The organism is Stenotrophomonas rhizophila, assembly GCF_003751305.1.
Classification (GTDB): domain Bacteria; phylum Pseudomonadota; class Gammaproteobacteria; order Xanthomonadales; family Xanthomonadaceae; genus Stenotrophomonas; species Stenotrophomonas rhizophila_B.
Genome location: NZ_RJKV01000002.1, coordinates 322,392 through 344,782, shown reverse-complemented (window position 1 = coordinate 344,782; position 22,391 = coordinate 322,392). Strand labels below are relative to the sequence as shown.

The following is a 22,391-nucleotide window of genomic DNA, read 5'->3' as shown; positions in this document are numbered from 1 at the left end:
CTCCTGATGCGGAATCAGCAATGGCTGTCCTGAAAACCAACGATCTGCAGGCGTTTCTGGCCGTCGCCAGGGAGCAGAGCTTCACCAAGGCCGCGGCACGGCTCGGGGTCTCTGCATCGGCGCTGAGCCACACCCTGAAACAGCTCGAAGCGCGCCTGGGCGTCCGGCTGCTGGCCCGGACCACGCGCAATGTCGCGCCCACCGAAGCGGGCGAGCGGCTGATGCGCTCGATCGGCCCGCATTTCGACGCCATCGGCGAGAGCGTGGATGCGCTCGGCGATCTCCGTGACCGCCCTGCCGGCACCCTTCGCATCACCTGCAGCGACGATGCCATCGAGATGGTGATCCGGCCCAGGCTGGCGACGTTCCTGGCCGCGTACCCGGACATCACGCTGGAGTTCTACGTGGACTACGGATTCACCAACGTGGTCGAGGAACGCTTCGACGCGGGCATCCGCCTGGGCGAGGCACTGAGCAACGACATGATCGCCGTCCGCATTGGTCCGGACTGGCGGCTGGTGGTGGTGGGCTCGCCTGCGTACTTCCAGCGCCATCCCAAACCCCGTACGCCGTACGAGATCACGGGGTTGCCCTGCGTCAACATCCGTCACCGGCCCGCAGGCAGCATCTATGCATGGGAGTTCGAAAAGGACGGCAAGGAATTCAGCGTCAAGGGAGAGGGGCAGCTGGTGTTCAACAGCATGTTCCATGTCATCAATGCCGCCGTGGATGGCATTGGACTGGCGTATGTGACCGAAGATCTTGCCGCGCCCTACCTCGCCAGCGGCCAGCTGGTGCAGGTGCTGGACGAGTGGTGTCCGCTGTTTTCCGGCTACCACCTCTACTACCCCAACCGCCGGCAGGGATCGCCTGCGTTTGCCGCCCTCATCAACGCGCTGCGCCATCCAGCACTATGACGTGCGGGTGCGCGCGGCAAGTACAGCCAGCAGCGAACCGACAAGCAGCACCGCCGCGCTGACGATGAAGGTCGCGCGGTAGCCACTGCCGTCGAAAAGCAGCCCGCCCACCGTGGAACCCAGCGCGATGGAGAGCTGCACGACCGCCACCATCAGCCCGCCACCGGCCTCGGCATCATCGGGCATGGACCGGGCCAGCCATGCCCACCAGGCGACCGGTGCAGCCGTCGCCACGAGGCCCCAGGCAGCGAGGAGCACGAAGGCCATGCTGATGGAGTGACCGAAGACGGTGAGCCCCACCGCGATGGCCGCCATGACCAATGGGATGATCATCAGCGGCAGGTACACGCTCTTCCTGATGCAGCTCCCGATAAGCACGGTGCCGACGAAGCCGGCCACCCCCAGCGCGAGCAGCAGCATCGACAGCGTGCCCACGCTGACCTGGGTCACCGTTTCAAGGAACGGGCGCAGGTAGGTGAACAGCATGAACTGACCGCTGAAGAACACCCCGACGGCGGCCATCCCGCGCAGCACGAGCGGGCGCCGCAGAACAGCGAAGATGCTGCCGGTCGCCTGGCGAGGCGCCGGCTTCAGTGCAGGAAGACTGATCCATTGCCACACCAGTGCGATCACGGCGATCGGCAACAGGCATAGAAAGGCGCCGCGCCAGCCGATGATGCCGCCGAGGTAGCTGCCCAACGGGGCTGCCACGACCGTCGCCAGCGCATTGCCACCATTGAAGACGGCGAGCGCCTTGGGCACGCTCGCGGCCGGCACCACCCGTATCGCGATCGCGGCCGACATCGACCAGAAGCCGCCGATGACCACACCGATCAGCGCGCGCCCGATCATGTAGGCCGGATAGCTGGGGGCGAGGCTGACGATGACGCCGGAGATGCCCATCAGCACGGTGAGCAGCAGAAGCAGTGTCTTGCGGTCGAGGTCACCTGCGATGCGGGCGATGCACAGGCTGGTGATGACGGCGAAGGCACCGGAGATGGCAATCCCATAGCCGGCCCATCCTTCGGTAACACCGAGCGAGGTGGCGATGGGCGTCAACAGACTGACCGGCATGAATTCCGAGGCGACCAGGCAGAACACGCACAGGGTCATGGCGAAGATGCCGGCCCAGTGCGCCGGCGCGGCGGCAGCGCGATGCGCGTCGCTCTGCGCGGGGAGGGAGGTGGCGACAGGGGGCATGGGGAGCACTCTCTGGAACAGGAATGGCGTTGCCGCCCTGCACAGTGCGCAGGGACGAGACAGGGACGTGGCGTTGGGCAGCGCGGACGACGCGCGACAGAGCCCGGACGTGCTTTCAGTGGGCGCCATGGTGGCCCACGCAGCGGGGACTGATAAGCAGCCCCGGGGTTCATGGACTACTGAGGTTTTCTCAGCAGTGCGTCATCACCACACCATCGAAGCGCTTCGACCAGCAGCGCGAACGCCGGCGAGTTCTGGCGCCGGCTTGGGTAGTAGAGATGGAAACCGGGAAAGGGCGGGCACCAATCCTGCATCGCCCGCATCAGCCGCTTGTCCGCCAATGCATCGGCCACGATCAGGTCCGGCACGCAGGCCAGGCCGCGGCCCTCCAGTGCCGCCTGGACGATCAGGCGCACACTGCTCAACGTCAGCCGCCCCTCCACCTGCACGTTCACGCTGCGGCCGTCCTTTTCGAACTCCCACGCATACAGTCCACCCTGGGTCAGCAGTCGCATGTTGATGCAGTCATGCACGGTCAGGTCCTGGGGCGTACGCGGCACCCCGCACCGCTTGAAGTAGTCCGGGGCACCGACAACGGCCATCCTGAGCGGCGGCGTGACCGGGACCGCGATCATGCCCTTGGCCACCTGCTCGCCCAGGCGTATGCCCGCATCGAACCCCTCCGCGACGATGTCGGCCAGATTGGACTGGTCGGTGATCTCCACCCGGATGTCCGCGTAGGTATCCAGCAGAGGCTGCAGCTTGGGCCAGACCACCTGTTCGCTGGCCGGATCGCTGCTGTTGATGCGCAAGGTGCCGCTGGGCCGATCGCGCAGTTCACTCAGGTCGTCGATAGCGCTGTCGATGCTGGCGAAGTGCGGCCCGATCTGCGCCAGCAGCCGTTCACCGGCTTCGGTCGGTGTCACGCTGCGCGTAGTGCGGGTCAGCAAGCGGATCCCCAGCCGCTGCTCCAGCACCCGCACGGTATAGCTCAGCGCAGCCTGCGACACCCCCATCCGCGCGGCCGCGCGGGTGAAGCTGCGCTCCTGGGCCACCGCCATCAGGGCGCGCAGGTCGTTGTAGTGGTCGCGCCGCATGGTCGCCCATTGATAAGCCGTTTTTATAACTCTATTCGCGACCTGCAGGTTTATCCACATAAAACGGTGCGGCACCATGGGTGCGCCCCACGTTGGGCCATCCCCGCAGGAGCGCACGATGACCACCCCGCCTTTCCCCTCCTTCGCTGTCGCTGCCCGATCGCATCATCGGATGCACGGCCGACTCATCCACCGCGCCACCCTGCGGGCTGCCGCTGCGGCACTTCTGTTTGGCATGGCCCTGCCCCTGCTGGCGCAGCACCCGGCCCCCGCCCACACCACGGATATCCACATGAACACCCAGTCGGCTCTCTCCGCACGCCAACAGGCCATCCTGCCAATCGCCGCTTTCACGGCGGCCGGCGATCTTCACCGCCTCGAACCGGCCCTGCGCGCCGCGCTGGACGCCGGGCTGACGATCAATGAGATCAAGGAAATCCTGGGTCAGCTCTACGCCTATGCAGGCTTTCCGCGCGCATTGAATGCGCTGGGCACCTTCATGACGGTGGTGGAGGACCGCAAGGCACAGGGCGTCCACGATGCGCAGGGGAAGGCACCGACCGCGCTGCCCGCGCCGGACCAGATGCTGGCCGTCGGCACCGCCAACCAGACCCGGTTGTCGGGTCAGCCGGTCGCAGGCCCGTTGTTCGCGTTCTCCCCTCAAATCGACCGCTACCTCAAGGAACATCTGTTCGGCGCGATCTTTGCGCGCGACAACCTCGACTGGGGTGATCGCGAGCTCGCCACCGTGGCCGCGCTGTCGGCCATGACAGGGACCGAGTCGCAGGCGCAGGCGCACATGCGCATCAGCCGGAACGTGGCGCTCAGCGAGGCGCAGCTGGAGCACGTCGTGGCGGTGCTGCGCGACGTGGTCAGTGCCGGGGCCGCCGATCGCGCGGACCAGGCGCGGCGCCACACGCTCGCAAATTGAACCTTGCACAGGAGATGGCCATGACCGGCTGGAAGGCACTGATACTGACGTCACTAATACTGGGAAGCACCGAGGTCGCCGCACAGCCCATCGTGCGCATGTTCGAACTGCACACCGACCCTGGCCGGCAGGAAGCGTTCGACGCTGCCGGCCGGCACAACATGGACGCCTCCCTGCAGACGGAGCCGGGTGTTCTGGCGATGCACGCCGTCACTGATCGCCAGCGGCCGGGCGTGGCGTACGTCTTCGAAATCTACGCGGATGCGGACGCGTTGAAGACGCATCTTGCGACCGCGCATTACACTGATTTTCTGCGCGCCACGCAGCCGCTCGTTGCCGACAAGAAGCTGACGGAAACAACACCGGTGTTTCTTGTCGAAAAGCCGGACCGTCTCTCGGTCATGCAGCGCGGCAACACGCCGGAAGTCCGGATGGTCGATGTGACGGTCAAACCCGCGGATATACCGGCATTCACCCGGATCGTCACGGCGGAGATGCGCGAGTCCATGCGGATCGAACCGGGCGTCCTGGCGATGTATGCCGTTACACGGCAGGATCATCCGGAGCAGTGGATCTTCTTTGAGATCTATGCCGATGCGGCTGCGTATGACATGCACCGGCAAACGCCTCACTTCAAGGACTATCTGCAGCGGACTGCGGAGATGCTGGTGGACAAGGGGCACAGCGAGGTGAGCACCATCGCATTGAAGAGCCGTGGCGGGATGTTCTTCGATGCGACCGACATGCCCTGAAGCGGGCACGCTGTCATACGTGCCCGGAAACTCAATGGCCCGCCGGAAGGATCAACGCTCTCCGCGCACCCCAGCCGGGGGATCGCCACAACGCGAGGTGGCGTCGCGATGACGCTGCTGCGCGCACTCACGCGCCCCCCTGCCATCGGCATCCACCTGCGACACTCCGCCGCCTTGCCCGCCAAACCGCACCTGCACGCCGATGCTGTTGCTGCGCAGGCTGTTGCGACCCTGCTCGTGACCGAGCAGCAGCGAGAACATCCAGCCGCTGTCCAGCTGCAGATCCACGCCAGCGCCGATCGACAAGGCATCGTCGTTGTAGCTGCGCATCGCCAGGACGTAATCGCTCGCGTTCGGGCGCTGCACATAGTTCATCGTGGCTTCGCTGCGGTTCTCCAGCGCCTTGCGATACTCCACGTTCCAATGCGGACGCCAGCTGACGCGCTTGCCCTGGAAGGCATGGTTGCCCTCGATGCCCAGCGCGACACTGCTGTTGTCAATGTCCTGACGACCGTAGGTCAGATCGAACGCATCCAGACCATGCTCGCGATAGCCATCCAGTCTCGCGCGGTGCCCATCGTAGCGGCCATAGCTGGTCAGCGTGGTGCCGCCGGCACTGCGATGTTCGTAACCAAACGTAAGTGAGCCGAACCACTGATCGCCCTGGCGTGAGCCATGCGCCGACGCGTCGACCAACTCATTCCAGCGATTGACATCGAAATCCAGCCGACCGCTGGCCAGCATGCCGTCGAAGAACACGTGCTGGCCCGCGCGCCACAGGCCGTAGACGGCCAGCGAGCGCTGGTCAGCATCGGTGCTGGACGGACTCTTGTTGAAGTCGGTGTCCTGTCGCCCCCAGCTGCCTGCAAGTCCCAGCAGCACGTTCTCGCCGATGGCCCGATCCGCACCAACCGTGATTCCGCCGGTGTTGAAGTCGAATCCACCGCTGCCGCGCCCGGCCTTGCCGAAGGTCGCCGTACCGGCTGCCCATGCACCCCAGCCCTCGGGCAGGCGCGGAAGACCGTTGACCATGCTGTCGGCTGCTCTGTTCAGCGGTACCGAGATACCCGGCACACCAAGGCCGCCTGCGTAGGCCAGGGCGATGTTGAAGCTGGAGGCATTGCTGCCAACCCGCACTTGGCGCAGGCGGTCGCGGATGTTGCCCTGCTGCACCTGGGCAAAGCGGATGCTGGCATCGGCCTGCGCCTGCAAGGTGCCGACAACCTGCGCATCGGCGGTCGGATCAGGACGCGCCGCCACGACCAGCCGGACCTCGATCGACGCTGCTGCGTAGCTGCCGCTTGCCGCCTGTGCAGCGGTCAGCACCGTACTGCCCTCACCCACTACGGTCACCCTGCGGCCATTGACCGTGGCGACGGCCATGTTGGAGCTGCTGAAGGTGAACGCGCCGGGGCTGGTGCTCTGCGGCAGGGCAAGCTCAAAGTCCGATTCGCCATACACCTTGCTCAGATCGTCCTGCCAGGTGATCACCGGGGTGGCCATGCTGATGTTCACCTCCAGCTGCAGCTGGGTTGCGGCGGCACGCAATGTGTCGCCGGCCTGATTGGCGGTCAGCACGCAGCGACCGGCGGATACCATCGTCACCGTGTCGCTCTGCACAGCGCACACCGAAGGGGTTGTGCTGGCAAACACAATGGGATTGCCGGAGTCACCGCCAGTGGCGGCGACACGGAAGCTGCCGCCCGCGCTGTAGACGGGATCGGCCGGCGTTGCGGTGAAGCCGGTGATGGTCTGTACGGCCGCCGCCACCACGAACCGGTAACTACGCTGACCACTGAAGCCATTGGCGTCGGTCACCTCCACGTCGAAATCGAAGGTACCGGCGGACGTAGCTTCACCGGAGATGTCCCCGGATTCGGCGAGCAACAGCCCTGGCGGCAGGCTGCCGGAACGCAGCGCAAAGCGGTAGGGTGCTGTCCCGCCACTGGCGGTCAGGCGCTGCCGATAGTCCTGCCCGCCATCGGCGGGCGGCAGCTGCGGCTGGTCCAGCATCAGGGTCGGCGCATCCACCACTAGGGTATAGCTGCGGCTCGCGGTGAACGGACCCGTGCCGGTGCTGCTGTCAGTCACCAACACCGTAAAGCTGAAGGAGCCTGCTCCGTTCGGGGTACCGAACAGCTCGCCGCCGGGCGACAACTGCACGCCGGCCGGCAACGCGCCACCGGAGACCGCATAAACGTACGGACCGGTACCGCCGCTGGCCGACAGGACGTGACGGTAGGCATTGCTGGCCGTGATGGACGCCAGCGAAGCAGGATCCAGCGACAGCGTCGGTGCGGACACCGTGATATCCACCGCAGCCGCTGCGGAGGTGGTGTAGGCATCGCTGGCGCGGTAGGTGAAGCTGTCCGGACCTGCATAGCCCACGGCCGGCACGTACTCGATATCCATGCCGTTGACCGTCGCCGTGCCATGGCTGGGGGCGCTCACCATGGCTACAGCGGTCGGTGTACCTGTGATCGGCAGCGTGATCGTAGTTGCCGCCGCACCGTAGGCAACGGTGGCCGTGGTAGGACCGGCAACCAGGGCCGGGGCCGGCGTGACTGCATTGGAGGCTGCTGAAGCCGAACCCGTACCGGCGCTGTTGGTGGCGGTCACGGTGAAGGTGTAAGTGACACCCGGCGTCAGGCCGTTGAAGGTGAGCGGCGAGCCGCTCCCCGCGACGGTGGCACCGCCAGGCATCGCGGTGGCGGTGTATCCACTGACCGGCGCGCCTCCATCGTTGCCGGGTGCGGTGAATGTCACGCTTACCTGACCGGCGCCGATGACCGTCGCGGTGCCGATGTCCGGCGCGGCGGGGACAACTGCATTGACCGTAAACGTTCGGGTGACCTGAGCCGCCGGCAGATAGCTGCCATTGCCGGCCTGGTCGGCATGCAGGGTACAGGTACCTGCACCCACGAAGGTCAGCATGCCGCCGGTAGTGATCGTGCACACCCCGGTCGTGGACGAAGTGAACGTCGGGGTCAGTCCGGAATCCGCCGTGGCGGTAAAGGTCGGCGTTGTGCCGAAGTTCTGCGTTCCCGGGTTGTTGAACGTGATGAGCTGCGCGGCCTTGGGGGTTACCGCGCTGGAAGCCGTCGAGGACGGACCCGCGCCGGCGGCATTGTCTGCCGTGACCGTAAAGGTATACGCGACCCCGTTGGTCAACCCGGTAACCACCATTGGCGAGCTCGCTCCATTCACAGGGGCGACATCGGCCGGACTGACGGTGACCGTGTAGCCGGTGATGCTGGCGCCGCCGGTGAACACAGGCGGCACGAACGCGATGCTGACCTGGGTATCACCGGCAGTGGCCGACGGAGCGGGAGGGGCGCCCGGCACAACCGGAGCGACAGTGAATGACTGACTTGCCTGGGGCGCAGCCAGATAGCTGCCATCGCCGCCCTGGTCGGCGTTGATGGTGCAGGTACCAGCGGAAAGGAACGTCAGCGCGCCGCCGGACGTGATCGTACACACTCCGGAGGTGGCGGATCCGAAGCTGATCGTATAGCCGGCACCAGCGCTGGAGGTGGCGGTCAGCGTCGGCGTGGTGCCGAAGTTCTGCGTGCCGGGGTTGTTGAAGGTGATGGTCTGCGGCGCTGCAGGCATCACACTGTTGGACGCCGCCGATGCGTCACCTGTACCGGCTGCATTGCTCGCGGTGACAGTGAAGGTGTAAGCCACGCCGTTGGTCAAGCCGGTCAACGTGACTGGTGAACCGGCGCCGGTCGCAGTGACCCCGCCCGGGTTGGCTGCCACCGTGTAAACGGTGATGGGCTCCCCCCCCGTAAAGGACGGTGCGGCGAACGTGACCGTGGCCTGGGTGTTGCCGGCGGTGGCCGTGCCGATGGTCGGCGCACCTGGCACCACCGCATTGATGGTGAAGGTCTGCGTCACCGTGGTAGCCGCATTCCATGCGGGACTACCCGCCTGATCGGCGTCGATCGTGCACACGCCGGCACTGACGAAGGTCAGCGTGCCACCCGAGCTGATGGTGCACACCCCGCCAGTGGACGAACTGAACACAGGAACGAGTCCCGAGCTTGCCGTCGCCGAGAGCGCTGGCGACGTGCCCATGGTCTGAGTGCCCGGATTGGCGAACGTGATGGACTGGTTGCCCTTCGGCGTCACCGCGCTGGTCGCGCCGGAGGCTGCGCCAGTGCCGGTTGCGTTGATCGCCTTCACGTCGAACGTATAGGCGGTGCCGTTGGTGAGGCCTGAGACCACGATGGGTGACGTGGTGAATCCATTGCCACCTGCGGTGGCACCGCCTGGGCTCGCGGTCACCAGATAGCCGGTGATCGCCGAGCCGCCATTATCGGCCGGCGCGGTGAAGGCCACGGATACCTGGGCATCGCCAGGCGTTGCTGCTCCGATGACCGGCGCGCCGGGAGCGGCAGGCATCGCCACGGTGTGGTTCACACCCGACAGGTAAGGCCCAACACCCGTGTTGCCCGCGGCATCGGCAATGTCCGTCGCACCATTGAGATCGACCTTGAGCGTCCCCGAACCCGCGATGCTGCCAACGTTGACGTTGACCGATGTCCCGGAACTCGCCGACACACTCACGATACTGCCGCTGGCACTGCCCGTGCCGACGAGTGTGAAATCGTCCGTGGACACATTCGACACCGTCTCATCGAAGGTCACCGTGAATGCCATCGCCGCGTCGCTTGCGGCGGGGGATCCCATCGGCGCGATGCTGTTGACCGAAGGAATGCGATTGTCGACCGTCGCGTTGCTGGTATCGGCCGTGGTGGTGGTGTTGCCGGCGTTGTCCGTCGCGGTCAAGGTGACGTTGCGGTTGCTGACACCATTGATGGCGCCACCGACGATCGTATAGGTTGCCGTCCAGACGCCGCTGCTGTTGACGGCGGTGACAGCGGCGCCGCCACCGAACTGGCTGAAGTTCACGCTGACTGCGCTGATCGTATCGGTATTGTTATCCCCGCCCGCCGTGTTGTTCCAGACGGCAGTGACGGTGTCGCCGAGTTTGTAGGCACCACCAGTTCCCGACGCACCGCTGATGTTGATGTTTGCATTGGTCAACGTCGGGGCGATGGTATCCACCGTGGCATTGGTGGTGTCCGCACGGGTGGTGCTGCCACCGCTATTGGTCGCGGTCACGCTGACGTTGCGGTTGGCGACGTCGATGACTCCGACCGTGAGGGTATAGGTCGCCGTCCAGATGCCGGCACTGTTGATGGCCGCGACGGCCGAACCACCCCCGAACTGGCTGAAGTCGACGGTCACCGCGCTCACGCCGGCATTGGTGTCGCCACTCGCACTGTTGTTCCAGGTCGCAGTGACGGTATCGCCGATCTTGTACGCGCCGCCGGTACCGGTCCCGCCACTGATGCTGATGCGTGCGTCGCTCACCGTGGGCGGCAACGGAGCTCCGCAGCTCACCGTGGCGGTGAACGTTCCACCGCCTCCTCCCGACCACAGATAGACGACATAGTCACTGGCGTCAGCCGGCACCACATGGGTGGCATTGAGATTCAACTCATTGTTCTGCGCCGCATACTGCTCACCTACGTCCGTGAGCTTGCCGTCATCATAGATCGCAAAACCACCGCCACCGCCATTGTTGGCATTGCTGGTATTTGTGCTTCCCGCTGAAGTGACGACATAGTGGAGCCGCTCCCCGGCAGCAACTGCATAGGGACCTTCGAAACGATCTACGGAAGGCGTGTTGATGGTGACTCCACCACCCCAGTAGGTTTGAATCGCCTGGCAGCCACTGGATAGCGCCGCCATCGCAGGCGCGGTTGCAGCAAGGCCGCAGAACGCTGCGGCGAACAGGGTGAGGCGACGCAGAGTGCGACGCTGTTGGGATTTGGGACACACACCAGCGGCCCGGCAGGCAGACACGATCAACGACACACGACACCCCTTGTTGCCTTGTAGTGCCTTTCCTGGAAAAGGCCGAAAACAGCACAACCGCCCCGGGAGTACCCCAAGATCGACTGCCCGCCTGGATAGTTGTGATCCTTCCCCTACCGCTGCCCGGTTCCTTCCAGGCAGGTCACGCCCTGCAATCTCTGTTCCACCCGTGACCGCCACGAACTACACAGGGTCGCCGAGCCGGCCATCCCACCGGCCGATCGGGCACGCGCTTTGCGCGCCATGCGGAGATATCGGCCACGTTGCCTGAACCTGTAGCGTCGGTCCGATGCTGTTTGGGGGACTGCGTGGCTAGCCAGTTCCAAGTGTCTCCGCCGCGGCGCCCGAGGCAGCACAGCCTGCGGACATCGTGCTACCGCAACGGTCCCGCTCAATTTTCAAACATACGCTTGAAACACGCGTAACTTCGTCGAACTGGACACGATCCACCAGTTCCGCCAGACTCCGCCCTTTCCTGTTGTTCGGCACCCATGGCGAAACTGCTGGTCCTGCATGGCCCCAACCTCAACCTGCTCGGCACGCGCGAGCCGGGGGTCTATGGGCACACCACGCTGGCGCAGATCGACCAGGCCCTGCTGGCCCAGGCGCAGGCCGCCGGCCATGCCGTGGAGAGCCTGCAGTCCAATGCCGAGCACGTGCTGGTGGATCGGGTGCAGGCCGCCCGTGAAGACGGCACCGCCTTCATCCTGATCAACCCGGCAGCGTTCACCCACACCTCGGTGGCCCTGCGCGATGCGCTGGCCGCGGTGGACGTGCCGTTCATCGAGATCCACCTCTCCAATCCGCATGCGCGCGAGCCCTTCCGCCAGCACAGCTATTTCAGCGACAAGGCGGTCGGGGTGATCTGTGGGTTCGGGGCGGACAGCTATCGCTATGCGATGGATGCAGCGCTGACCCGGCTGGCGGCCACCTCCGCGTGATGACGCTGCCGCGTGTCCTCGCCAGCGTCGCGCTGTGGGGCTGCCTGTGTGGCGCCGCCATCGCCGCTGATCGCAGCGCGGAAGGCATCGACTGCGCGCAGCCGAGCGGCACCATGGAATCGGATCTGTGCGCCTCGGATGTGGCCAGCGAGGCCGATACCGAATTGAACGCGGTGTACGCCCAGGCGCGTCAGCAGTTGCGCAGCCAGGCGGCCGAAGGCGCCTGCACGCACTGCGCCGATGCGGAAAAGCAGCTGATCCTGGCCCAGCGCGCGTGGGTGCAGCTGCGCGATCACGATTGCGATGCGGTCTACGCCTTCAACGCCGATGGCACCTCGCGCAATGGCGCGCAGATGCGCTGCCTCACCACCCTCGCGCGCGACCGTACGCGGCAGCTGCGCGATTTCTACGAATTGCTTTGACCCGAGCGCATCGCGCTTCCCACCACACTGACACCACGAGCCAAAGAGGCCCCTATGGATCTCCGCAAAATCAAGAAACTGATCGACCTGCTGGAAGAGTCGAACCTCGCCGAAATCGAAATCAAGGAAGGCGAAGAGTCCGTGCGCCTGTCGCGCGCGCCCGTCTCCGGCTACGGCATGGTGCAGGCCCAGCCGCAGATGATGATGGCCCCGGCACCGGTCCAGGCCGCTGCCCCGGCGATGCCGATGCAGTCACCGACCGAGGCCTCCACCGGTGGCACCGCCAAGGCCGGCAACGCCCTGCCGGATGGCCACGTCCTGCGCGCACCGATGGTCGGCACCTTCTATTCGTCGTCCTCGCCGGACAAGCCGGCCTTCGTGTCGGTCGGCCAGGCGGTCAAGGCCGGTGAAACGCTGGCGATCATCGAAGCGATGAAGATGTTCAACCCGATCGAAGCCGATGTCTCCGGCACCATCGTCGCCATCCTGGGCGAAAACGGCCAGCCGGTCGAATTCGACCAGCCGCTGTTCGTGATCGGCTAAGGATTAGTCCATGCTCGACAAAGTCGTTATTGCCAACCGAGGGGAGATCGCGCTGCGCATCCTGCGCGCGTGCCATACCCTGGGCATCCGCACGGTGGCTGTGCATTCCACGGTCGACCGCAACCTCAAGCACGTGGCCATGGCCGACGAGTCGGTCTGCATCGGTCCGGCACCGTCCTCGGAGAGCTACCTCAACATCCCGGCCCTGATCGCTGCGGCGGAAGTCACCGACGCCCAGGCCATTCACCCGGGCTACGGCTTCCTGTCGGAGAACGCCGACTTCGCCGAGCGCGTGGAAGAATCCGGTTTCATCTTCATCGGCCCCAAGGCCGACACCATCCGCCTGATGGGCGACAAGGTGGAAGCGATCCGCGCGATGAAGGCCGCCGGCGTGCCGTGCGTGCCCGGCTCGGGCGGTCCGCTGACCGACGACATCGTGGCCAACACCAAGATCGCCCGTGAGATCGGCTACCCGGTCATCATCAAGGCCTCCGGTGGCGGTGGCGGCCGTGGCATGCGCGTGGTGCATGCCGAAGCCTCGTTGAAGGCGGCCATCGAGACCACCAAGTCCGAAGCCAAGGCCGCTTTCAGCAACGATCAGGTCTACATGGAGAAGTTCCTGGAAAATCCGCGTCACGTGGAAATCCAGGTGCTCGCCGACGGCCAGGGCAATGCCATCCACCTCGGTGAACGCGACTGCTCCATGCAGCGCCGCCACCAGAAGGTGGTGGAAGAAGCGCCGGCACCGGGCATCACCGCCGAGTTGCGCGATGAGATCGGCAAGGTCTGCGTGGAAGCCTGCATCCGCATCGGCTACCGCGGCGCGGGCACCTTCGAGTTCCTGTTCGAAGGCGGCCGCTTCTACTTCATCGAGATGAACACCCGCGTGCAGGTGGAACATCCGGTGACGGAGATGGTGACGGGCATCGATCTGGTCTGCGAGCAGCTGCGCATCGCTGCCGGCCAGAAGCTGACCATCAAGCAGAGCGACGTGGTGCTGACCGGTCACGCAATCGAGTGCCGCATCAACGCCGAAGACGCCGAGACCTTCGTGCCGAGCCCGGGCCAGATCACCGCGTTCCATCCGCCGGGTGGCCCCGGTGTGCGTGTGGATACCCACATCTACAGTGGTTACCGCGTGCCGCCGAACTATGACTCGATGATCGGTAAGCTGATCGTGCACGGCCCGGATCGCGAGACCGCGATCGCGCGCATGCGCGTGGCGCTGAGCGAGCTGGTCGTGGACGGCATCAAGACCAACGTCGCGCTGCAGCAGCGCATCATGCGCGACAAGGGCTTCCAGGCCGGTGGACAGAACATCCACTACCTGGAAAAGCGCCTGGCCGAACGCAAGAACAAGTCGATCGCGTTGACCTGATCGCTTGCTCTACGCGGTATGCCGGACAGCAGAAAGGCGGGGATCTCCCCGCCTTTCTGTTTGCGCGAACCGCGCTGCCGGAGGGCACAAACCCGGTAGCGCCAACCCATGGTTGGCGTACGCGTGACATGCCGCCTGCATACCGCAGCCACGCATGGCGTGGCGTTACAGACGCGTGCTTACGGCTTGGCGGTATCAGCCGCAGTGACCTGCGAGTTCTTCACCGGCTCCACGCCCAGCGACGAGGTCGGATCCATGATCACCATCGTCTCGGTGGAGCCATCCGGCCACACCACCTGGAAGGTGCTGCCGCTGGGCAGCGAAGCGAACGGCATGCCACTCTGCGCGCGGTATACCGCAGCGACCTGACTGGCACCGGCACGACGCACCTCGGCATCGGCCTTGACCGAGGTCAGCTGCACTTTGGACAGGCTTCGGTAACGATCGTCATAGGTGTCGATCATCACCAGACCCACCGCTCCAGCCGAGTACGCGACAAACAACGCCACCCAGAACCAGAATTTCGCACCATGCAGGATTCGACGGTAATTCATCGCCCTTTCCTCTGCTTGACCAGCTCTTCGACCAACACGCTCATTTTCCCCGCACCTTGCCGCGATACCGCAGCGTCATACACAAAAGTGGCAAAGTCCTGCCCACCATCCTGCGAACAGATCCCTCCGTTCGCGCAGAAATTGTTCATCAGCACACTGTCCGGCCCGCAGGCCATGCCCAGCTCGCAGGCCGCCAACCGCCAGGCCAGTTCGCTGAACTGATCGCCGGCCACCAGGCCGCTCATCGCGTTGTCGCCGCTGGCACGTTGGCCCATGCCCGGCGCCAGTGCCATGAAGGCTTCCGGATCCCGCGAGTCCATCACCCGCTCGACCAGCCCGCGACGATAGTCCGGTGCGTTTTCCAGCGGATGACCTTCGGCGAACAGCGAGGCCTCGGCCGCCAGGTTGCCGGCCTTGGCGGCCTGCAGGCGCTGGGTCAGGATCAACGACCGACCCAGATTGTCGCTGCTGACGAAGCCGGCGCAGCGGCGCGAAACGCGCTCGCGCGCGGTCACCATCGACACGGACGCTTTCATGCCCAGGCCGGTCAACACGTCGTTGTCCAGCTGGTAGCCACCCGGGTCCATGGCGTACGTGGCGCAGTAGTCGTACACGCGGCTGACCATCCACCCGGCCTCGGCGTTGCCATTGGCGGCCTGCAGCTGCAGGCGCTGCGCATAGGCGAACAGGTCGGTATCGCCTTCGATATCGGCGCGCAGATCCAGCGGCAGGCCGGAGGCCACGCCCGACCCGCGCTCGTTGCCGAGCAGGCGCCGGGCCAGTTGCCGCGCTTCTGCCGGAACCGCACTCGGCGCACTGCCTGCCGGCGGCTCATCCATATGCTGGCCGGGCTGATCGGCATGCAGCACCCGATCACCGGCGCGATAGCCCACCACCCCCAGCAACGCCAGGGCCGGTACGACCAGCAACCAGGTTTTCAGGGTCGGCACGAGCGCCATGGGCAAAGGTTCACAGGCTGTCGGTGATGGACAGCAGAAATCCAAGTTTAGCAAGCGGCCGCAGCGGTGTCTGAACCGGCTGTCCGGCCGATCTTACCGGCCAACGAGACGCCCGGACCTGAGCGGCGCCGGGACCATCAGCCCGCACTGGTCTAACATGCACGGTTTTCCGCCGGTCCCTGCCCCCATGCCCTTCCTGGAACTCACCCTGCACTGCACCGAAGCCACCCAGCCGCGCTATGAGAATGCGCTGGACGACGTGGGCGCGCTGGCGGTGACCCTGCTCGATGCCGATGCCGACACCAGCAACGAGCGCGCGATCCTGGAACCGGGCGTGGGCGAGACCCCGTTGTGGAACGACCTGGTGCTCACCGCGCTGTTCCCGGGCGATACCAATGCGCTGGCCCTGCTGGCCGCGCTGGATGCCTTCGATCCCGGCCTGGACTGGGCCAATGCCAGCTTCCGCGCCGTGGCCGACGAAGACTGGGAACGCGCCTGGATCGACCAGTTCCAGCCGATGGCCTTCGGTGACCGCACCTGGATCGTGCCGTGGAACCATGAACTTCCAGAGGCCGCGCAGGCCGATGAGGCCGCCGTGGTCCGCCTGGATCCGGGCCTGGCGTTCGGTTCGGGCACCCACCCGACCACGGCCCTGTGCCTGCGTTGGCTGGACGGCCTGGCCGCCGAGGGTGCGCTGGCCGGCAACACCGTGCTCGATTTCGGCTGCGGCTCGGGCATCCTTGCCCTGGCGGCGCTGAAGCTGGGGGCCGCGCGCGCGGTCGGCGTGGACAACGACCCGCAGGCGGTGCTCGCCACCGGTGACAACGCCGAGCGCAATGGGCTGCAGGAGCGTGTGCAGGTCTATCTGCCGGACGACGAGCCGCAGGCGACGTATCCGGTCGTGGTGGCCAACATCCTCGCCTCGGCGCTGGATGCACTGGCCGATGTGCTGGCCGCGCGCGTCGCGCCGGGCGGCCGCATCGCGCTGTCGGGCATCCTGCATGGGCAGGAAGGCGAACTGCTGGAGCGCTATGCCCCGGCCTTCGAACAGCTGGCGGTGGCGCAGGACGGTGACTGGATGCGCATCACCGGCGTCCGCCGTGCTTGAATAGCCCGTCTCCTGCCCGGTCCCGTGCCCATGTCCGAGCCTCCGATGCCGCCGCGACGCCCGATCGCCACGTTCCTGCGTCCGTCGCCGGAGGCGCGGGCCGATCCGGCTGATCGCCCGGCCGCGCCGTCTGACGCAGCGCCTGCGCCGTCGGCCACGCCTGTGGACGATCGCATCGCACCGCTGGCGGTCGAACAGGTGATCGATGCACAGCCGGTACACGAGCCGGAACCCTCCGTCTCGGAATGGGAACGCTCACCCGCGTCCGGGCGGCACCGTGTCGCCGACGATGCGCTGGCGGCCGCGCCACTCGTTGAGACGGCAGCCCCATCGGATGACGTGCGCACCTTCAACGAGGGCGCGCGCAGCACGGCCACGGCGGCCCTGCCGCCAGCCGACGCCATCACCACACCGAGCTTCCTGCGCCTGCCCGGTGCGCGCCTGCGCACGCCGCGCTGGCAGTGGGGCATGGTCGCCGGGCTGGCCGCCGTGCTGCTGGTGCAGATCGCCGTGGCCGACCGCGCCCGGCTTGCTGCCGATGCCGGCACCCGCCCGTGGATCGCCGGGCTGTGCGGCGTGCTGCGCTGTTCATTGCCGGCGTGGCGCGAGCCGACGGCCTTCAGCATGCTCAGCCGCGATGTGCGCCCGGTTCCGGGCCAGGCGGGCGCGCTGCAGGTGCAGGCGAGCATCCGCAACGATGCACGCTGGGCCCAGGCCTGGCCGTCACTGCGGCTGTCGCTGTCCGATGCCGATGGCCGCGTGATCGGCACCAATGTATTCGCGCCGGCCGACTATCTGGACCGCACCACGGACCCGGCCGCTACGCTGGAACCGGGGCAAAGCGCGCAGATCGCCTTCCGCGTCCGCGAGCCTGCGGCGTCTACCGTCGCATTCACCTTTGAGTTCCTCTGAGGCGTCGCCGGGGCCGCCGCAGCGTGGCAGGCGGCCGACGCACGCGCTAGACTGACCCCATCACCCTTCCGCCGTGGGCTGTTGTCCGCCCCGGCTCTTGCACCGGGAAACTCCTTGAACGCTGTCCTTTCTCGTCCTGACAACAGTCGTGGCGCGCCCAAGCCACCCCTGCGCGAACACGTGGCCCAGTCGGTCAGGCGCTACCTGCGGGACCTGGATGGCTGCGATGCGGACGATGTCTACGAGATCGTGCTGCGCGAAATGGAAATCCCGCTGTTCGTGGAAGTGCTCAACCACTGCGAAGGCAACCAGAGTCGCGCCGCGGCGATGCTGGGCATCCACCGCGCCACCCTGCGCAAGAAGCTGAAGGAATACGGCATCACCACCTGATGCCGGTGGGCAGGCGCGGCGTGCCTGGCCGGAAGTAGGCCGGATCGAGCAGCGCTCGTTGCCGGCCTTCGTCGTTTCTGGGGCCATGCCAGCGCCACTGGCCTACACTATGCCCCCGCTCCGCTTCGATCTCCTGCCCCCATGAGTTCCGATCTGCTGCCCGTGCGCCGGGCCCTGCTGTCCGTTTCCGACAAAACCGGTCTGATCGACCTGGCCCGCGCCCTGGCGGCGCGCAACGTGGAGCTGCTCTCCACCGGCGGTACCGCCAAGGCGATCCGCGAGGCCGGCCTGGCAGTGAAGGACGTGGCCGACGTCACCGGCTTCCCGGAAATGATGGACGGCCGGGTCAAGACCCTGCACCCGATGGTGCACGGTGGCCTGCTCGGCCGCGCGGGGCTGGATGACGCGGTGATGGCCGACCATGGCATCGGCGCGATCGACCTGCTGGTGCTGAACCTGTATCCGTTCGAGTCGGTGACCGCCAAGGCGGACTGCACCCTCGAAGACGCAGTGGAGAACATCGACATCGGTGGCCCGGCGATGCTGCGTTCGGCCGCGAAGAACTTCGCCCGCGTCGCGGTGGCGACCGATCCGTCGCAGTACGACGAACTGCTCGCCGAACTGGACGCCAACGACGGCAAGCTGTCGGCGGCCAAGCGCTTCGCCTTCTCGGTCGCGGCGTTCAACCGCGTAGCCCAGTACGACGCGGCGATCAGCAATTACCTCTCCGCCGTGACCACCACCGACACCGCCGTGCCGGTGCGTGCGGAGTTCCCGGCGCAGATGAATTCGAACTTCGTGAAGGTGATGGATCTGCGCTACGGCGAGAACCCGCACCAGAGCGGCGCGTTCTACCGCGACCTGTACCCGGTGCCGGGCACGCTGGCCACGTTCCAGCAGCTGCAGGGCAAGGAACTGAGCTACAACAACCTGGCCGATGCCGATGCGGCGTGGGAGTGCGTGCGTCAGTTCGACGTGCCGGCCTGCGTGATCGTCAAGCACGCCAACCCGTGCGGCGTCGCCGTGGGTGCCGGCAACGGCGATGCCTATGAGCTGGCCTACGCGACCGACCCGACCAGCGCCTTCGGCGGCATCATCGCCTTCAACCAGCCGCTGGATGCCGCCACCGCCAAGGTGATCCTGGACCGCCAGTTCGTGGAAGTATTGATCGCCCCGGACTACGAGCCGGCTGCGCTGGAATACGCGCAGAAGAAGGCCAACGTGCGCGTGCTGCGCATTCCGCACGGGCAGGGCCTCAACAACTACGACACCAAGCGGATTGGTTCTGGCCTGCTGATGCAGAGCGCCGACAACCGCGGCATGAGCCGCGACGAACTGACCGTGGTGAGCAAGCTGGCGCCCACCGACAAGCAGTTCGCCGATCTGCTGTTCGCCTGGAAGGTCGCCAAGTTCGTCAAATCCAACGCCATCGTCTACGCCAAGGACAACCGCACGATCGGTGTCGGCGCCGGCCAGATGAGCCGCGTCTACTCGGCGCGCATCGCGGGCATCAAGGCCGCCGATGCGAACCTGGTGGTGGACGGCTCGGTGATGGCCTCCGATGCGTTCTTCCCGTTCCGCGACGGCATCGACGCCGCCGCTGCGGCCGGCATCAAGGCGGTGATCCAGCCGGGTGGGTCGATGCGCGACAGCGAAGTGATCGCCGCGGCCGACGAACATGGCCTGGCGATGGTGTTCACCGGCGTGCGTCACTTCCGCCACTGATTGGATTGAATTGAATGAAGGACTCGTCAACGCGCCATCTTTTCAATCTGGTGTTGGCTGCCAAGGAAATGTCAGGCAATCATTCATATGTAGAAGGATGGAAGAAAATTTTTAATGCTCCATCCAGCTTGGAAACATTCCGAAAAATTGGCCTGATCCATTTGCTCATTGATTCTGCGGCGCAAGAGATTTTGCACGCAGATTCAACACAAATTCCCGCGGTCAATCACTGGCGAGGCCAGCTCTATTCAGCACTTGCTACAGGCGCGCAACGGAATTGGAATGAATTCCGTTCATTGATTGATGACCCAACAGTCAACTATCTGCGAATGCAGGCAGCGATTGTGGAACTCACCTCCCCGCAATTGAGTGTCAATTCTGAGGAGCTCGAGAGAGCAAGGGTATTGCTGGTTGACGTTGCCGAGGAACTACGTCAGTCCAACCTGCCCCTCGCGATAAAAATCGCTCTTACAAAGAGAATTCAGCTGCTCATTTGCGCCATCGACGACTATGCCATCACTGGAAACGAGAGAATTTTCGACCAGTTCAAAGCGACGATTTATGATGTTGCCGCTTCGGGTGACTCAAGAAGTGAAGTCGTTACTAAGAAGTTCTCGGACGCAATGGAGATCATCGCTAACGTAGTGTCCTCAGCCAGCGGCCTGCAGCAACTTGCGGCTCCCGTTATGAGGCTGTTAGGCCTCGGTAAAGATCCATAGATTCCGATCGACCGCCGGATTTCAGTTCGTCTGACATTGATCGAAGTAGATTGTCGACGCTTGATGCTACTTCTATGGACTCACTACACAAGAACGTCAGTAGAGATGACTCGATTTTCAAACGGTCTATTTTCGCTCTTTTTCGCCTCAGGCATTGCGGCCTTGGCAAGCTGCACGCGCGCCAGTGACTCGGCGCCGCCGCAGCCGGCACCCGGTACGATGGCAACGACGACGGCCCCGCTCGCCCACGTCAGCCGCACTGAGCGCCTGCAGGCCTTCCTGACCGAGCGCTACGGCAAGGCCGCCAGGCTCTCAGGAAAATGGCGTGGCAGCTGGACCCAGGACGGCGACACCCGCCTCACCGATTGGCATGTGTGTGCCGAACAACCGGTGGTGACCGGCGACAGTTGGCAGCAGCTGTTGGCTGTCTGCGGCTCACCCCTCGATAATGCCCACCCGGACCCGGGCGCGATCGACTTCTTCGTGCTGCGCCCCGAGGCGGACCGCTTTACCGTGGCCGCCGAGCTGACCGGGCAGAACTTCGGCAGCCAGGGTGAACCCGGCACGGTGCAGATTCTCCGCGCCGGCAGCGACTTCTACGGTTTCCGCATCGAGCATGGCTGGTTCGGCCAGGGCTATTCGCTGATCACCCAGACGCTGGTGCTGCCTGGCCCGGATGGGCTGGTGGAGGCCGGCGGGATGCGCAGCCATATCGACAACAACGCGGCCTACGACTGCGACGAGGCCGACGCGGAACCGGAGTGCCAGGCGCGGCTGTTCAACCTGGATTTCACCTTGTCCTTCGACAGCCGCGATCCGGCGGCGCGACAGTGGCCGCTGGTGATCGAAGAGACCGGCCTGGGGTGTGGCGGGCAGCCGGTGCAGCGCGAACATCGGTTCACCCTGGACCCGAAAACGTGGACGTATGCGTTCCCCGAGGCGCTTCAGCGCGAAGGGTGCGAGTGATCCGTTCGTGGGCACTGGCAGGTGTGGCGCTGGCGCTGCTGGCCGGCTGTGAGCGTACACCTGCGTCTTCCGAACCCGCCAAACCACATCGTGTGCTCGACACCACGGCGCAGCCAGAAGACACCGTGCGGGTCAGGGGCGATCACACCCAGCGCCTGCTGGCCTTCCTTCGCACGCGCTATGGCGACAAGGCCGCCCTGGATGCGCCGTGGAAGGATGCGTGGGAGGACACCGAGGTCGAGGCACTACGCCCGGTCACCCGCAGCGTGTGCGCGCGTGACACGGTCACGGCCGGCGGTCATGAGCAGACCCTGTTGGCGGTGTGCCAGACCCTGGACGACGCAGCCACGGTCGAGCCGGGACGGGTCGATCTGTATGTGCTGCGCGTGGGTACGGACGATGAAGACGCCAACCGGGGCGGCATGTCCACCCCACTGCCTGCCAAGGATCCGCTGCTGGTGATGGCCCAGCGCCTTCAGGGACCCTACGGGCGCCACGGCGCACCGGGTACGGTCCAGATCGCGCAGCTTGGCCCGCAGCGCCGCGCGTTCCAGATTACCCACGAGGAACACCGGCGCGGCCACCGGCGCCTATGGCGCAGTTACATCGCCGAACACAACCATCGTCTGCGCGATGTCGCCCAGTACCGCGACCACCTCGACAATCTCGCCCTGCACGGCTGTGACGGCAAACCGGCCGACTGCGGCGAGGGCGTGTTCGCGGTCGACTTCAGCACGACCGTGGGCGACAGCAACGTCGTGGATGGCTACTGGCCGTTGACGGTGCGTGCCAGCGGCCACGACTGCACGGGCCCGGCGAGCGAGTTCTACCAGCTCATCTTCGATGCCCGGCAGCGCGCGTATCCGGTGCCGGATGACCTCCAGCGCGACGGCTGCGCCGATAGCTGAGGCCGTGTTGCCATGACGGCCGACCGCGCGAATGCACCCGCCGCCCGCACCGCGTAAAATCACGTTCCTGCCCTCTTACG

General features: G+C 65.6%; 19 protein-coding genes. 14 read left to right on the top strand and 5 right to left on the bottom strand.

Going from position 1 to position 22,391, the window contains the following annotated elements; genetic code table 11:
* The first annotated feature begins 20 nt into the window (after positions 1-20).
* Positions 21-917, top strand: a complete 897-nt coding sequence (locus EDF74_RS10115; RefSeq protein WP_123730014.1) for a LysR family transcriptional regulator — start codon at positions 21-23, stop codon at positions 915-917.
* On the opposite strand, the gene EDF74_RS10110 is transcribed toward EDF74_RS10115, so the two are convergent.
* Positions 912-2,246: an MFS transporter gene (locus EDF74_RS10110; RefSeq protein ID WP_260232242.1), complete on the bottom strand. Its 1,335-nt coding sequence runs from the start codon at positions 2,244-2,246 to the stop codon at positions 912-914. The two genes, EDF74_RS10115 and EDF74_RS10110, sit on opposite strands and share 6 nt — an antisense overlap.
* A gap of 47 nt (positions 2,247-2,293) precedes the next feature.
* Positions 2,294-3,214 (bottom strand): LysR family transcriptional regulator, encoded by a 921-nt coding sequence (locus EDF74_RS10105; RefSeq protein ID WP_123730013.1) that lies wholly within the window; start codon positions 3,212-3,214, stop codon positions 2,294-2,296.
* Positions 3,215-3,332: 118 nt separating this feature from the next.
* Between EDF74_RS10105 and EDF74_RS10100 the strand changes: the two genes are divergently transcribed.
* Positions 3,333-4,145, top strand: a complete 813-nt coding sequence (locus tag EDF74_RS10100) for a carboxymuconolactone decarboxylase family protein (RefSeq protein WP_260232241.1) — start codon at positions 3,333-3,335, stop codon at positions 4,143-4,145.
* Between the two features lie 20 nt (positions 4,146-4,165).
* The gene (locus EDF74_RS10095; protein ID WP_184997190.1) at positions 4,166-4,897 is read left to right on the top strand and encodes a putative quinol monooxygenase; all 732 of its coding nucleotides are present in this window, start codon (positions 4,166-4,168) and stop codon (positions 4,895-4,897) included.
* 51 nt (positions 4,898-4,948) lie between these two features.
* Here EDF74_RS10095 and EDF74_RS10090 read toward each other — a convergent pair whose 3' ends face one another.
* Positions 4,949-10,405, bottom strand: coding sequence for an autotransporter domain-containing protein (locus EDF74_RS10090; RefSeq protein ID WP_184997188.1), 5,457 nt, complete (start codon positions 10,403-10,405; stop codon positions 4,949-4,951).
* Between the two features lie 872 nt (positions 10,406-11,277).
* On the opposite strand from EDF74_RS10090, the gene aroQ reads away from it, so the two are divergent.
* From aroQ to accC, 4 genes are read left to right on the top strand one after another with little or no spacing between them, the layout of a single operon-like run.
* A complete protein-coding gene (aroQ, locus tag EDF74_RS10085; RefSeq protein ID WP_123730010.1) occupies positions 11,278-11,727 on the top strand; it encodes a type II 3-dehydroquinate dehydratase in 450 nt (149 codons plus the stop codon).
* Entirely contained in the window at positions 11,727-12,149 is a 423-nt protein-coding gene (locus EDF74_RS10080; protein WP_123730009.1) for a lysozyme inhibitor LprI family protein, read from the top strand. Before aroQ ends, EDF74_RS10080 begins: the two co-directional genes overlap by 1 nt.
* Before the next feature lie 54 nt (positions 12,150-12,203).
* Positions 12,204-12,692 (top strand): acetyl-CoA carboxylase biotin carboxyl carrier protein, encoded by a 489-nt coding sequence (gene accB / locus EDF74_RS10075; protein ID WP_123730008.1) that lies wholly within the window; start codon positions 12,204-12,206, stop codon positions 12,690-12,692.
* A gap of 10 nt (positions 12,693-12,702) precedes the next feature.
* Positions 12,703-14,070 carry an acetyl-CoA carboxylase biotin carboxylase subunit gene (gene accC, locus EDF74_RS10070; RefSeq protein WP_123730007.1) on the top strand — a complete coding sequence of 456 codons (1,368 nt, stop codon included), beginning with the start codon at positions 12,703-12,705 and terminating at the stop codon, positions 14,068-14,070.
* Positions 14,071-14,249: 179 nt separating this feature from the next.
* On the opposite strand, the gene EDF74_RS10065 is transcribed toward accC, so the two are convergent.
* Positions 14,250-14,624 carry a hypothetical protein gene (locus EDF74_RS10065; RefSeq protein ID WP_123730006.1) on the bottom strand — a complete coding sequence of 125 codons (375 nt, stop codon included), beginning with the start codon at positions 14,622-14,624 and terminating at the stop codon, positions 14,250-14,252.
* Positions 14,621-15,583, bottom strand: coding sequence for a hypothetical protein (locus EDF74_RS10060; protein ID WP_123730005.1), 963 nt, complete (start codon positions 15,581-15,583; stop codon positions 14,621-14,623). The genes EDF74_RS10065 and EDF74_RS10060 overlap by 4 nt, the downstream gene beginning before the upstream one ends.
* A gap of 187 nt (positions 15,584-15,770) precedes the next feature.
* On the opposite strand from EDF74_RS10060, the gene prmA reads away from it, so the two are divergent.
* The 7 genes from prmA (at position 15,771) to EDF74_RS10025 (ending at position 22,311) form a co-directional block, all read left to right on the top strand.
* Entirely contained in the window at positions 15,771-16,691 is a 921-nt protein-coding gene (gene prmA / locus EDF74_RS10055) for a 50S ribosomal protein L11 methyltransferase (RefSeq protein ID WP_123730004.1), read from the top strand.
* A 30-nt stretch (positions 16,692-16,721) separates the two neighbouring features.
* Entirely contained in the window at positions 16,722-17,603 is an 882-nt protein-coding gene (locus EDF74_RS10050; RefSeq protein WP_123730003.1) for a DUF3426 domain-containing protein, read from the top strand.
* Positions 17,604-17,717: 114 nt separating this feature from the next.
* Complete coding sequence (fis, locus tag EDF74_RS10045) at positions 17,718-17,993, top strand: DNA-binding transcriptional regulator Fis (RefSeq protein WP_123730002.1); 276 nt, start codon at positions 17,718-17,720, stop codon at positions 17,991-17,993.
* 141 nt (positions 17,994-18,134) lie between these two features.
* A complete protein-coding gene (gene purH / locus EDF74_RS10040) occupies positions 18,135-19,718 on the top strand; it encodes a bifunctional phosphoribosylaminoimidazolecarboxamide formyltransferase/IMP cyclohydrolase (RefSeq protein WP_123730001.1) in 1,584 nt (527 codons plus the stop codon).
* A gap of 14 nt (positions 19,719-19,732) precedes the next feature.
* Positions 19,733-20,437, top strand: a complete 705-nt coding sequence (locus EDF74_RS18110; protein ID WP_148045939.1) for a hypothetical protein — start codon at positions 19,733-19,735, stop codon at positions 20,435-20,437.
* Positions 20,438-20,656: 219 nt separating this feature from the next.
* A complete protein-coding gene (locus EDF74_RS10030; protein WP_260232240.1) occupies positions 20,657-21,403 on the top strand; it encodes a hypothetical protein in 747 nt (248 codons plus the stop codon).
* The gene (locus tag EDF74_RS10025) at positions 21,400-22,311 is read left to right on the top strand and encodes a hypothetical protein (protein WP_123729998.1); all 912 of its coding nucleotides are present in this window, start codon (positions 21,400-21,402) and stop codon (positions 22,309-22,311) included. The genes EDF74_RS10030 and EDF74_RS10025 overlap by 4 nt, the downstream gene beginning before the upstream one ends.
* Positions 22,312-22,391: the final 80 nt, after the last annotated feature.

Coding starts and splice junctions, on each gene's coding strand:
- EDF74_RS10115 (WP_123730014.1), top strand. CDS start 21: ATGGCTGTCCTGAAAACCAACGATCTGCAGGCGTTTCTGGCCGTCGCC.
- EDF74_RS10110 (WP_260232242.1), bottom strand. CDS start 2,246: ATGGCGCCCACTGAAAGCACGTCCGGGCTCTGTCGCGCGTCGTCCGCG.
- EDF74_RS10105 (WP_123730013.1), bottom strand. CDS start 3,214: ATGCGGCGCGACCACTACAACGACCTGCGCGCCCTGATGGCGGTGGCC.
- EDF74_RS10100 (WP_260232241.1), top strand. CDS start 3,333: ATGACCACCCCGCCTTTCCCCTCCTTCGCTGTCGCTGCCCGATCGCAT.
- EDF74_RS10095 (WP_184997190.1), top strand. CDS start 4,166: ATGACCGGCTGGAAGGCACTGATACTGACGTCACTAATACTGGGAAGC.
- aroQ (WP_123730010.1), top strand. CDS start 11,278: ATGGCGAAACTGCTGGTCCTGCATGGCCCCAACCTCAACCTGCTCGGC.
- EDF74_RS10080 (WP_123730009.1), top strand. CDS start 11,727: ATGACGCTGCCGCGTGTCCTCGCCAGCGTCGCGCTGTGGGGCTGCCTG.
- accB (WP_123730008.1), top strand. CDS start 12,204: ATGGATCTCCGCAAAATCAAGAAACTGATCGACCTGCTGGAAGAGTCG.
- accC (WP_123730007.1), top strand. CDS start 12,703: ATGCTCGACAAAGTCGTTATTGCCAACCGAGGGGAGATCGCGCTGCGC.
- EDF74_RS10065 (WP_123730006.1), bottom strand. CDS start 14,624: ATGAATTACCGTCGAATCCTGCATGGTGCGAAATTCTGGTTCTGGGTG.
- EDF74_RS10060 (WP_123730005.1), bottom strand. CDS start 15,583: ATGGCGCTCGTGCCGACCCTGAAAACCTGGTTGCTGGTCGTACCGGCC.
- prmA (WP_123730004.1), top strand. CDS start 15,771: ATGCCCTTCCTGGAACTCACCCTGCACTGCACCGAAGCCACCCAGCCG.
- EDF74_RS10050 (WP_123730003.1), top strand. CDS start 16,722: ATGTCCGAGCCTCCGATGCCGCCGCGACGCCCGATCGCCACGTTCCTG.
- purH (WP_123730001.1), top strand. CDS start 18,135: ATGAGTTCCGATCTGCTGCCCGTGCGCCGGGCCCTGCTGTCCGTTTCC.
- EDF74_RS18110 (WP_148045939.1), top strand. CDS start 19,733: ATGAAGGACTCGTCAACGCGCCATCTTTTCAATCTGGTGTTGGCTGCC.
- EDF74_RS10030 (WP_260232240.1), top strand. CDS start 20,657: ATGGCAACGACGACGGCCCCGCTCGCCCACGTCAGCCGCACTGAGCGC.